This is a genomic window from Vibrio coralliilyticus ATCC BAA-450, from assembly GCF_000176135.1.
Lineage (GTDB): Bacteria > Pseudomonadota > Gammaproteobacteria > Enterobacterales > Vibrionaceae > Vibrio > Vibrio coralliilyticus.
On sequence record NZ_ACZN01000014.1, the window covers coordinates 334,977 to 347,569 of the forward strand.

Genomic DNA, 12,593 nt, shown 5'->3' on the forward strand with positions numbered 1-12,593 from the left:
TTATATACAGTTAACAGAGATGCCCGTGATGAAAAAAATCCGCTTTGTCCGCAGTCACGTCGGTGTCACACTCAACCACTATGGCCTCAACCAGATAGGAAAAAGGATTGCGATCCCGGCATTGCTGCGCAATGGCAATGAACACTTCGCGACGTTCATGGGCTTCATCGACGCTCGGGAATGCGATTTCATGCAACGCGTTAAACTGTTGGGTTTTACCTGTTTTAGTGCCGATGATGGACGCACATGGACCCAATGGGGTCCCCACACCTGCGTGGTCGGTATCAGAAAATGGGATGAATACTACGTGGTCTTATTCGATGGTGCGCTCAAAACCTTGCCATATCCCCCCAAGCTCGCGCAGCGGTATCACAACAATGTCATCCCACTTAGCGATCCCGCCAACTCGTCATTCACAAGTTGACGCCTCGATCTTCACTCAGCCGTGGCCATCGCGACGCCGCTTCATTGGTCGACGATGGCAAGTCGACATGGATGGATTGATCCCCTTGCAACCGTTGCCACAAAGGGCCCAATAAGGCGTAATCGCGGGATGATGGGTAACGCCACGTGGTGTCAAGCAATTGCCAATCCCCTTGCGGGCTCCGCTCTGCGAAGACAAATTCGAACGACAATTGATCCGCGATCCCCAAGCGCAAGTCGGACACAATCAAGTGGTGAGCCTCCTGACGATAATTGAGAAAGCGGTGGGAAAAGGCCTCCAAACCCAGCAATGTCTCTGGCTTCACATCCAACGGCCATTTCCCCAAAGGACGCGCCACAAAGTCGACCCGCGCCTCCTGATCCAGCACAGACGCAAATCCCTCCCAATATCGATCTTCGTCCATCACCACCACACGCCACAACAATGTGTTGAACGGCGTCGGGGTGATCAAAACGTGCTCATTCGGCAACCCTTGACGGGCTAAATTGTCCGATACACGGGTCGCGACCCACTGCTGAGAGAGGTAACCCCACCCTAGATACAACGTCGAGAGCAAAAGCATACGCTGGGACCACCGTCCGCCGTGGCTCGGTAAACACAGTGCCACGCCCACCGCTATCAATAAGGGCAGGGTGTACAGAGGATCGATGATGAAGACATTGCGCAACTCATAGTAACCGTCAAATGGCCAGAACAATTGGGTACCGTACGTCGTCATTGCATCCAACAGCGGATGCGTCACCAAGACAGCCAGCGTCAGAAAGAACACACGTGATAACGACCAGTAACGGTCCGGTCGCCAGCGACAGTAGCACCAGGCAAGCATCAGTGCCAACGGAGGCAACAGTAACAAAGAATGGCTAAACCCTCGGTGTTTGATGGTATTATGAACCGCGTCACCATAATCGAGTAACACATCCAAATCGGGTAAGGTGCCTAACAAGGCCCCCACCAACAACACCGACGGGCGACATCGCTTACCAGCGATAGCCCCTGCGACCGTGGCACCTAGCGCCGCTTGAGTCACTGAATCCATGACAAACCTTCTCCTTGTTTCTCGCTCAGCACTGCACGAAAACCTAAAGCCTCAATTCAACACTGTCAAATACCCGTTCACCAGCGAACCGTTATAACTCGTCAAGTCCCGACATTAAGAAGCAGTTCACCAACGCTTTGTTCTCTTCGTAATACGAGAGAAAATACACCAATTCATCAATATCAATGGTGTGTGTATCCAGATCCACCACAAATCCAGCATGATGGGCATTGAAACTGCTGCCCACCCGCACAATGTAGTCATCGGCCGTCAGCAACGACGCCCGCGCTTTGACTCGAGTAAACAACGGTGCCAACGCCGTATTTTTCCAGCCTTTCGGCATGCAATAGGGTTGGCTGCTGATGTTCACGTCGACCCCAACGTCCAGCGCATGCGGCTTAAGTAAGGGTTTAATGTGTTTATCTAGCACGGCCTTGAGCTTCAGTAAGGCCGCTTTACCTTGCAGCTCCGACTTGAGCGGAGAGGAGTGCTGTGACTTCAGGTGCTTCTGCCACACCTTCTTAAACAGCAGATCGATCGGCTGACTCATGAGTTCAAACACCGATGTCTCAAGCAGTGTTTGCTTAAACGGCTCCCCAAGGCCATGGTCACCCAGCACGCTGTCAATGCCGATCCGGATCGGCACATTGTCGACCCCAACCCCTCTCAACAGATCAGTCACCGTCGTGCCGAGACCGACGCCTATCCCCTTTAACGCCAAAAAAGACACGTTGTGAAGCATGGCTTCCGCCATTGGATGCAGCGCCGCTTTCTCGATTTTTTTGTCATGGCGGTTAAACCAGACTTTGATCGTTTGATGCCGCTCAGTGGTGTATATCGACTGACTTCTCAGTGAAATGGCGTGAAGCGCCTCAACAATCTTGGCCAAAGGTCCGGTCATCACAATGTCGGATACGGAGACATCGTAACGCGACATCTTGATAAAACTCAACGGCACGGGTTGCTGAACCATTAAACCGGCGCGAGGGTGGGCATGGGCAGAATGGGCTTGGTAAAAGACTTTTCCTTCCGGGGACCATTTTTCTTTTAATAGATTTGGCATGATGCTCTCAATTCAATTGGAAATACCGCACAACACCCATCAAGGCGACCACTTCGAGGCGCACCTTAACGCTCGGAAGAACGCAGGATGAAAGACGTCATGAGCGTCGACCGACGCCGTGTGCGCGCAAACCCGTCAGTGTAGAGAGAAAATCCGGCGTAAAACAGGCAGAAGGGGACCCGTCTTTGTGCATGGTTTCTGGCTTGACTTGTCGATACGGCTGGCCTCATGCCATCCGCACCTCGCTATCAACCATCACCAACATGAATAAATAAGTATAAATATGAAGAGTTGTAGCAATTTTTTACATTATTTAAATACGGCATTTCATATACGATCTCGATCACAAAATTGTCGTCCTCTTCTGGGATGACGACACCCTGACCCACTCATGAGGAGACACCCGATGCCGATCTGCCTGACGACAACCGATAATCCTAAATCCGGAGTGCGACACTGAGCGATGAATGAACGTATCCACGAAGTCATACGCTGTGCCAAACTGCTTGAACTCAACACCACAGACGACAACGTCATCACTTGTATGGCGGCCGCTGTCATGTGCAAGGCGCATGAAAACAACCTTGGCACCTTGCTTGCCTCCATCTTTATCAACCAGTCTTGGGGACTGATTCAGGCTCTGAGAACGACACAAGAATACCAAGCGTTACACATACAGATTTCAGACGCGTTGCTGGACTCCTTAACCCAAGCGTAATGCCCACCTTGGAAGTGATGCAGTGAGCGCCACTGCCCTTGATGACATTGCGTCACTTCCCCCTAACCTACCCCGCTCATCTGAGGCGACGTCGCCGTGGAGGAGCCATGCCAGAAGGACACCCCATGTATCACGATTTATTTTCAACGCTCGACAAACTGGGCGTCACCTACGACAAAGCCGAACTACAAGAGAAAATCGATAAGCTAGAGCGAGAAACGGTCGCCAAGACCCTGGTCCAGCAAGCGAAAGGCCTTAACCTGAGCTTGGAGACCAACCAAGCCAAAACGGTGATTGCAGCCTTAAGCCGCAATTATTCCACCGACCCAATCCAGGCAGCCGAAGCACTCACTCACTATCATCATATGGATGAGGACAAGCAGCGACGCTATCGAGACGAGTTATATAGCCAGTTTCTCCGACAAACGCCGGAATTTGATACCATCATGCAGCTCAATGGTGACTACGCGAAACGCTGGTTTTAACCACAAAAAAAGAGGCCAATCGGCCTCTTTTTTTGTGGTTTGACATCAGCGAGCGTGGCTCACCCACAATTTGTAGAAATCACTGTACCCCGACGCATTCACCTGAATGCCCTTAATGTGCCGAGCGGCACTGACCGTTTCAATGCCATAAAACAACGGTACAATCGACCGTTGCTTACGCAGCGTCGCCAAAGTGTCGAGCAACGACATCTGTATCGTCTCAGACGAGGCACTGCCGAGTCGCTGATGCACCGCAGCAACATGCTGAGACAGACGCGTATCGTCCCACGCAAACCTCAGCCCTGAGGCGGTCAACAGCCATTCATAGACCCCATAATGGTACGGGGATTCAAATACCTCTTCCAAAAACAGAAAATCTGCCCGGTCACTCACCGACTCCGGGCTGCTGACGTCGGTCAACTCAATCGTCTTGACCGTAAGCCCAGCCTGCGTCAGCACCTCACACAACCAGCGACATGTCGCCGACAGATACGGCAACGTCCATTTTGGGTGGGCCAACGTGAACGTCCCTGAAAGCGACGGGCATGGGGCTGAGTGCGCTGACAATCGTTCAGCGCCCGGTAACCTCATGGGATTCATCGGCCATTCAGCCAAACGTTGGCGTTCAGCCTCGATATACGTCAGCAATGCTTCCCACTCCTCGCCCGACAAACGATCATGACAACGTTCGTGTACGGTCAGGTAAGACATGGATTGAAGCTGATGGATTTCACAGTCCGAATCGACGATGTTATAACTCATGCCTTCCGTCAAAATATCGCCATCGTGGCGCAGCACGACCGATTCCACCAACGCGCTCTTGCCAAAATAACTCAAATGTTTGGATAACTGCAGACCAGAACGGTCCCAGTGGTGAATGAAAAACGGCCCTGTCCCGATGGGTGCCACACGCCTTGGACCAAACTCCATCACATCTCGGCACGTGATGGCAGCACTCGGTGTACACAACGTATACAAAAATAACGGGTTGTTTGTGGCTAACCCCAACTCAATACAAAAGGGCTCTGGCCCCGCTTCAATATACCGGATGTCTGAATACAAGTGACGCACTGGGCCACACACGGTTTTCAGCTGACGCAAACTGTAGATGACATCTTCGACCGTCAACAATTGACCATCGTGGCGATAGACATCCGGTCTGAGCCACATGGTGAGCTTGCCCCCTTCAAAGCGATAGTCTCTTAATAGATGAGTACGCAGTTGACCCTGGGCATCGATTTTAAACAAGGTGTCGTAGACACTGCGGATGATTTGCAGCTCCGATTGACGAAATGTGGTCCTTGGACACAGTTGGTCGACCCAAGGGTATTGAGTGATCAAGATCTTGTCTTCCGATTGATACTGCATCGACGCCACTTCCATGGCTTGGGCCAAGGCTTTAACGGCCACATCCCGATACTGAGCAATCAGCTTTGAAATCAGCTCGAACCGCTCGTCCTTTAATTCATCAAAAATGGTCTGATACACGGCGTCGTACAAGGAGACACGGATCTTGAGTGTGCTGCATTGACCTCGCCCAACGGCAGGTTGCCACACGATCCAGTCACATTCGACGAGGCGATTCACGATCAGCGCCACGTTACGGCGTGACGTCGCCAGTACCGTTTCTAAGTCTTCCACTCGGACTTGATAGGTTTGATGACAATCATACGTTTTTAATAGTTGGTCTAGTCGTCGGATTGTACCTTCCGCCATAACCCCTCTCTCTACTTTCAAGACAGCATGATCCCTTTGCCGAAAGTGTCGCTGCGTCCTTGTTCACCAATGAGTTGGGCCTACTGCATTGAGTATAGCCTGCGCTCTTCACCTCCAGGGTGTCCGGTTGCGGTGTGCCCATAAGCAGGCAAATGCGCCCGCTCTCAATCGATTCACGGCCTCGGTGTATCGGGGCCATGAGATGCTCTTGGTCGCGTCATCACAACGCGATCGCAAGGCGTTGTCACCTGAATGGTGAAAATCATTATTTTCGGGGTGTGAAATAATAGTGAGATATTAAATTACATCCACTCCGACCAGTGTTAAAAATAAAACAAAAAGAAAACATGAAATAAAATTTTAAAATTTTGCATGCTTTCTATTTTTCTTCATAAAATAAGATCATATTTGCAAAAACTTTGTCCTATTTTACGAAGAGAAATAAGACAATCAGCGCTTATCCGGCCCTTTAAACTGCTGGAAAAATAAAGATAATCAAGGCGACAACCTCTTTTAATCTCACTGTCTTTAACAAGGATAAAATTGTAATTAACACGTTAAATAACAATAAGTAATAGATGATAACCTCATGTAATCGAATGACTCAAATCCGTATTATGGTCATCGAAACGTATCGACCCTACCCCTTATTAGGTAGTGTTTTAGGCCTAATTATTGGGAATAATATTGACTCGGCACAGGTCTACCCATGAACACGACCAGGAAAGTATAAAAACCAACGCTAAATAGTCTTTTTTCTCTTATTGAAGCGCTACTCTTGATTATTTGATGGCATTATCAAAAATGAGACGAATAAACCATGCATATTTTCATCGCTCGACTTCCTATATCATGTTTCAGCCCCCTGTTCGCCCACTAGGCAACCGGTTTCATCGCTTGACACTCAACGAGATCACTCTCTATACATGCAGATAAAATACAAGAAGACAGTGTCATCCCATCAAAAATGACCGCTAAAGATGCCACTAGAAATAAAAATATAATCAAACAGTAAGCAATAAATAGGGCCGTATAAGGAGTGGCCCAATGATTTTATTTTTGAACTAATATCACAAATAGGCACCAACTCTATTATTTTTACACCATGCCGTAAATTATGACATCACGCGATACTAGGATAATCCAATAAATGAGAATAAGAGTTAAAACCCATCAAAACACTTATTAAGATATTGTTTTTTATAATTATTTTATTTTCTCATTTTTACAACATCGGATGAATCATATTTAAAACACATTTTTAAGGTGACGGATCAGAATAAAAAATAATCACTATTTTTGTAATTAAGGTCACAGAGTGAGCGATATTGCATTTATTTTATAAATTCTATTTCGCACTATCCGAAATGATAGTGTTTTTCATCGTCGTTCATGGCAATCACTATTTTCATCCGGTAAACACGCAAAGTTTATCGATATATTTAACTCGGCTTAATGTTCAATAAAGCTTAATTAGACATTCTTAATAAACGTTTGAATGTGCTTTTTGATAGGAAGACATAATGAAAAGAAAAATCGCTTTCCTCAGCACGCTGACGCTGGCCATCGCTGCCTCCATGGCCCCAGCTCAAGCCGCTGATACGCTCAAAGCCTACACCTCGTCTTTGTACCAACTCGACGACAGTGACGCACGCAACAAAAAAATTCGACTGATCTATTCGCTTGAAAACGTCTGGAATCAATCGTCCATCCCTCAGCAACACAAAGAAGCTCGGCTGATCTTAAAAGGTGGCTCGGGATTTGACATGACCCATGTCCCCAATAAGACCCAAACCTACGGCTTCGCCACAGGGGGCGACTTCCGCTACACCGTCCCCACCGCGTTTAAGTTGGCGTTGAGTTACGCCAGCGGCTCGCCGCTTCGCCATATCAATCATGCCCCTGAAAACACTATCGCCAGCGCCTCGGTCAGCGAATCGTTGGAATACAATTTAGGCGTGACTGGCTCAAGCTCACCGTCCATTAACGCGGGGGTATCATGGAGTAATCGTGTCACCTACGATCAACCCGAGTTTCAAACGGTCGCGGATTTTGATCAAAACAATGAAAGCGTCACGTGGATGATAGAGAACCAAACCATCCGACATAACTCCCCCGCCAAAGACTGGCTACTCTATCGTTGGACCAATTGTGGCAACAACCTGATCGACTACAACGAACTCCCCGTCGTGATGCGATCTGACTTTAAGCCGCAAGTCGGGGCCGTCTACAGCAAACGCAACATCGACGACGGCCAAAATACCACCGACATCAAGCTCACGGCGGCCTGGCGTAAAACGGACTACTACTTCGGTAAAGATTGGTGTACGTACTACACCAACTTTACGTGGAAGAACCAACGTGACCGTCACAGTTGGACGCAAGCAGACCGCACCGTAACCATTGCATGGAATGATGCCCTGTATCATTGATCTGACTGCTCGTACCGGGGCCACCCGGTACGAGCCTAACTCCTTTAGGTGCCCACTATGCTTAACCTACGCCAAACCCTTTCTCTGCTCGGCCTGTCGGCGCTGATCACTGCTGCGATGATACTGTGGCGCCCCCTAACCTCCCCGCCGCCCTCTCCCGCGATCTCACTCGAGGTGGCTCAATATGAGATGGTCTCGCGCTCTGACACGACAGCGGCGCATGCACTGCCTATTCCACCGGCAGAGCCTATGAGTGCAGCCCCAACCGCTCAGATCAGCCAAGCGGCTACCTCTGAGCCCGAGACTTGGATCTCGCCTCCCCTCAATGAGCTGAGCAACTCGCTCTATGACTTTATTGAAAACGAAGACATTCGATACGTCAGTACAGAAGATGTGCCATTCGACGACAGTCAGCGACAAGCGATCCTTGAATTGGCGCAAAGTGGGCAGGTGTTGATGTTTGACAACAGCGACTCGACCTACCTCGACAGCTATGGACTGACTGAAAGCCAAGTGGTGTCGGAGTTTTTCGGTACCGCAGCGGCGGGGGATGTGATCCTCGCCACTGGAGTGGCACACCCTCAGGGTGGCATCCACTATCTGGTGTTACCACTCGAGCAAGGCGACACTGAAGACACACAGTGGCTGAATGACATCCAGCGTGCCGTGACGCTGCTCAAAGCGCAACAGCAGGAGATCACCACCCCGTCGCTCGATGGTTAGCAGTCCCTCCCCCTTGCGCTCCTTGCTGGGCAGAGGGGGTCCATTGAAGATTTGGAGGACCACATGCTAATCATCCCGTCCATTAATCGAGAATCAATGGTTAGCTGCGCATACGTCGCCCACAATGGATCCGATCGCGTACGTTTCGTGCCCACTCCTTCGACGACTCCGTTATTGATAGAGTACGAAAGCATGATCAAGGGCAGTCAGTGACCGAACGGCGAGAAGGCTCATAGGAACACTTGCGCCACGGATGATGTCGAGCAAGCATTGGCGTTGTTTCACTGCCGTTTTCGTTTCGCTAACCTATTTAACATCGCCATGCATCGCCAGAGATTAGACACCTTTACCCAACCATATGGGGGGATTGGCGGTCACCACGCCTTCCTGATGCCAATGTATCGAGGTAACCTTTGCTGTAACTTATCTCAACAGTAATCATCGCTAGAGCCAAGAGCCCACCTCATGCCTTGCGCTGTCCACTCTATTTTCTCGGCGTCCACGACGATGGTTTGGCCCAAACAGTAAGATGTTTCGCCTCAGACAGTCCATCCTGACTAAGAGCGGTTGGCATCACAACCGTTTCTCACGGTGCCAGCCTTACAGTTTTGATGCTCTAGACGATCGATGATGCGTGATTTTGTTGCACTGGGGTAAACAACCTGAAGCCTGTAAAACCATATAATCACCAACATTTCGTTCGCTATGGTAGGGAATAAGCCGAGGATCGGGTTTGCTTCATAATGAGCAAACTCGGCAACCTATAAGGCAAGCGGCAGTGACCGCCATCTCGTGTGTTTGCCACCCACACCATACTTCTTCACTTTCCCGTCACCTTTGCAATCAAGTTCGAACTAAGTGACATAGAAAAAGCTGACAGTTACCCACTTTTCTACCCTTAAAATGTCTGCTCAGCATAAATCTCTGGCAGTTGATGTTCACGTTCTAGGATGGCCTCTAGCCTTTTTTCAAAGTTTTTAGGCTTGTTGTCCTGAAATAAATAGGTTTTTGGCTGAGCACGCTGAAACTGCTCTTCTGTAATTACCGCCTGCTTGCCTTGATCCATAAATGCGAATAATTGTGCCATCAGAAAAGTGTTATCATCTTCACTGTTCATATGTGCTTTGCCTGTGGGCTGAAGCCCATATAGCGCAGGCCAATAGCCACTTTCATGCTTTTTACTTTCACCATAGAGAAAGAGTGTGAGACCGATTTTGTCTTCACGAAAACCTAAGTTTTCAAATCGACACGCGGCCATTTTGCCAAACCGCCATGTGTAAACAATCCTACGTTGTCGATCAAAATAGATTTCAGCTAGACGGGGAAAGCGGATGAGTAGTAAAGTAAACAAGACGGTGATAATGGCGACTACACTCACAATCGTTAGCGTCTGTATCAAATGCTTTTTATCACTCTTGTCTCCGTACATCATTATGGCTTTGATGTAACTTGGCCACTGAACTTTACCGTTTGTACCCAGCATTGTTGAGTGAAGTTTATATTCGTTCGGTCCAGCACTTCGACCTCCAGCATCAATGATTTCCATTCGATGTAGAGCATAGTTAGTCTCTATCTCACCAGGCTTAATGTCGTTGTAAAGCCAGAATGAGCATAACCATAAACCTATAACCCAGGGTAAAAAATACACAGAGCGTATATTGTGTGATGCATTTCGAATGGAGAGGACGTTGTCATTGACTGACATTATAGGTTCTCCTGGGTCTGGATAAGCATCCAACTCTATTGTGCTTTCAAATTGCTCGCGCCAATTAACCAATCGCTGAGCATGACGTCTTTTCCACCAAGGGCTCTTGGAATCTGTTCTTTGCATCATAAGTCCTTATAAATCGCCCATAGGCTCATCATTTCTCATACCAATATAGGTTTTTTTGATTTTTCCATCGGAGGTTAACATACGTTTTGGCACTACCACATCTGGCGTGGGTTGATAGCACCAGTGTAATTCTGAATCTTCGTCCAGTTCGACTTCAACGCTTAGGTGCAAAGCCCCATTTTTAAAGTCCAGATTTGCAGTATCGCTTAACGCAGCTTCTAGAGCTTTTGTGAACACTTTAGTTTCAGACTCATCAAGAGTCGAAACTTCTTTTATATTTTGAATAGATTGCAGCATATCTAGCTTGGTTTTCTGAATTGATCCCGCGAGCTCAGATACTTTCCAGACAAAATTTGGCAAGACAAACTTGTAGGTACGTGTCTCTTTTTTGCTAAAAAAATCACCAGTGTTTGAAATTGAGACTGAAGGTTGCATGAGGAAGTTCATAAACTCCTGCACTTCAATTTCTAAGGCTTTTTGATACAGTGGATCGTCTACAGTAAGCTTTGCCAGTTTTAGTCGTTTTTCGATGTCGGATTTATTCGATTTAGTAAAATACCAAAACGAATAATCATCGCTTTTTCCCCAAAAGCATCGGAATAGCAAGTTCTCAAAAGCCCCTTTACCGTAAATCCATGATAATACACCGCCTGCAACAATGAGCACGAACGCGGCAATTCCCCACGTTAGAGCAATCGCTACACCTGTAATTGCGTAGTATACCGCGCCATAAGCAAAGATAGCCGACCCTAACCCAATCGAGATATTACCCGCTAAGGAGCCCGTATTCCCGCTCTTCCAGTCATCATAGCCATCGCCAATCGCTACAAATACCATCGCCACGTTCGAGACCGCAATAATACGGCTAAAAATGATTATGCTTAATGTTCGAGCAGGGTTCTTAAAAGCAATAATTCATGATCATTCGATTAGTAAAATATTTTGCACAATCGTGATCTTCTATATTTAACAAAATGAATATTGGAAATACAAAGTCACTTTTCAATTTCATCATCTTTCTAAGTAATCCCACTTGATGATTTTCCAAAGGCCCTGTGCCTCAATGTAATGACACTCAATCTGCGGTGGATCATCAATCACCGATTTACCATTCGAACTTGCCACTATCTTGCCCAAGCCACACAGGCACCCACTAATGCGCTTAGCCAGTTTACCGCTCATTCAAAAATCACACTCGGGGCACGATTACGCGTGTCATTGTTCATGCCCCAAGGTGGAACGTCTATGATGAAGGAAACTTGACGGTAACAAAGAGGGCATCGGCTACGCAGGGCCGTGATGGACTCACGGCTGGAACACCCAGACTAGAAGTAGTAGTTCAACCCTAGCTTTATTGTGTCGAGATCAAACTCAATCTCTTCACGCAGAGCAGTCACGGCGGTCATCCCATCAAACTGACGCTTGTACGCGACATGAATCGCATACTGGTCGGTCACAAACCATTCGCTCCCGAATTCCAAGCCGAGCGCCGTTGCGGTTTTTGACTCGTTGATCTCGATTTTCCCAGACGCCAGCCCCAGTGTCTGGCTCGCATTAAAGTCGGTTCTCGTTTTGGTGTAGTCGAGTGATGGTTTGGCATAGAAGGTAAACTGGTAAGGCGCTTCATAGATGAACTTGGCGCCAATTGACAGCGTGTCTTGCTCATACAAAGCCACATACGATTCCAGACCTAAGACGCCGAGTGAACGGATCTCTGACATCACATCCGACGTCACCCGCCCGTAGTTGGCTTCCAGTGACAACCACGACGTCATGCGTTTGCCAACGTTCAGTGAAAAACCACTCATCTCATCGTCCAAGCGGGTATCAATCAATACCCCTTTCACTTGATCGTAATCGGATTGCCAATCAACCGTCGATTGCGCAAAATCGACCCCGACATACCAGCCATCAGACCAATCTTGAGCACTCACTGGCAACGAAAAACAAAGCAAAGGCATCACTAACCGAGTCATCTTATTCATTATTTACAACCTCTTTATTCTTGAATAAATACGTATTATCACCAATCCAAACGTTCCAATTTCTTGAATAAAAAAGGCAGGAAAACTAAAATCAATAAATATAGAAAGACATTTGGAAAGAATTAAAATAGAAGGACTCTATTTTTCACTCGGTAT

The 12,593-nt window shown here is 47.9% G+C and carries 12 protein-coding genes; 5 read left to right on the forward strand and 7 right to left on the reverse strand.

Annotated features, from left to right (window positions below):
* The first annotated feature begins 28 nt into the window (after positions 1-28).
* Positions 29-424 carry a hypothetical protein gene (locus tag VIC_RS07160; protein ID WP_039951455.1) on the forward strand — a complete coding sequence of 132 codons (396 nt, stop codon included), beginning with the start codon at positions 29-31 and terminating at the stop codon, positions 422-424.
* Here VIC_RS07160 and VIC_RS07165 read toward each other — a convergent pair.
* Entirely contained in the window at positions 414-1,481 is a 1,068-nt protein-coding gene (locus tag VIC_RS07165; RefSeq protein WP_006958755.1) for a metal-dependent hydrolase, read from the reverse strand. The two genes, VIC_RS07160 and VIC_RS07165, sit on opposite strands and share 11 nt — an antisense overlap.
* A 91-nt stretch (positions 1,482-1,572) precedes the next feature.
* Positions 1,573-2,544, reverse strand: a complete 972-nt coding sequence (locus VIC_RS07170) for a hypothetical protein (RefSeq protein WP_006958756.1) — start codon at positions 2,542-2,544, stop codon at positions 1,573-1,575.
* A 463-nt stretch (positions 2,545-3,007) separates the two neighbouring features.
* Between VIC_RS07170 and VIC_RS07175 the strand changes: the two genes are divergently transcribed.
* A complete protein-coding gene (locus tag VIC_RS07175; RefSeq protein ID WP_006958757.1) occupies positions 3,008-3,262 on the forward strand; it encodes a hypothetical protein in 255 nt (84 codons plus the stop codon).
* A 125-nt stretch (positions 3,263-3,387) separates the two neighbouring features.
* Positions 3,388-3,747, forward strand: coding sequence for a hypothetical protein (locus tag VIC_RS07180; RefSeq protein ID WP_006958758.1), 360 nt, complete (start codon positions 3,388-3,390; stop codon positions 3,745-3,747).
* A 45-nt stretch (positions 3,748-3,792) separates the two neighbouring features.
* Here the strand turns inward: VIC_RS07180 and VIC_RS07185 are convergent, their stop codons facing one another.
* Positions 3,793-5,463, reverse strand: coding sequence for an SgrR family transcriptional regulator (locus VIC_RS07185; protein WP_006958759.1), 1,671 nt, complete (start codon positions 5,461-5,463; stop codon positions 3,793-3,795).
* Positions 5,464-6,986: 1,523 nt separating this feature from the next.
* Here VIC_RS07185 and VIC_RS07190 point away from each other — a divergent pair.
* On the forward strand, positions 6,987-7,895 hold the full coding sequence (locus tag VIC_RS07190) for a leukocidin family pore-forming toxin (RefSeq protein WP_006958760.1): 909 nt from the start codon (positions 6,987-6,989) through the stop codon (positions 7,893-7,895).
* Positions 7,896-7,952: 57 nt separating this feature from the next.
* On the forward strand, positions 7,953-8,618 hold the full coding sequence (locus VIC_RS07195; protein WP_039951458.1) for a hypothetical protein: 666 nt from the start codon (positions 7,953-7,955) through the stop codon (positions 8,616-8,618).
* Between the two features lie 898 nt (positions 8,619-9,516).
* Here VIC_RS07195 and VIC_RS07200 read toward each other — a convergent pair.
* The 4 genes from VIC_RS07200 to VIC_RS07210 form a co-directional block, all read right to left on the reverse strand.
* Positions 9,517-10,449: a hypothetical protein gene (locus VIC_RS07200; protein ID WP_006958763.1), complete on the reverse strand. Its 933-nt coding sequence runs from the start codon at positions 10,447-10,449 to the stop codon at positions 9,517-9,519.
* Positions 10,450-10,458: 9 nt separating this feature from the next.
* The gene (locus tag VIC_RS07205; protein WP_039951459.1) at positions 10,459-11,295 is read right to left on the reverse strand and encodes a hypothetical protein; all 837 of its coding nucleotides are present in this window, start codon (positions 11,293-11,295) and stop codon (positions 10,459-10,461) included.
* A 168-nt stretch (positions 11,296-11,463) separates the two neighbouring features.
* Positions 11,464-11,634 carry a hypothetical protein gene (locus VIC_RS26695; protein ID WP_006958765.1) on the reverse strand — a complete coding sequence of 57 codons (171 nt, stop codon included), beginning with the start codon at positions 11,632-11,634 and terminating at the stop codon, positions 11,464-11,466.
* A gap of 143 nt (positions 11,635-11,777) precedes the next feature.
* A complete protein-coding gene (locus tag VIC_RS07210) occupies positions 11,778-12,437 on the reverse strand; it encodes an outer membrane beta-barrel protein (protein ID WP_006958766.1) in 660 nt (219 codons plus the stop codon).
* Between the last annotated feature and the right edge of the window lie 156 nt (positions 12,438-12,593).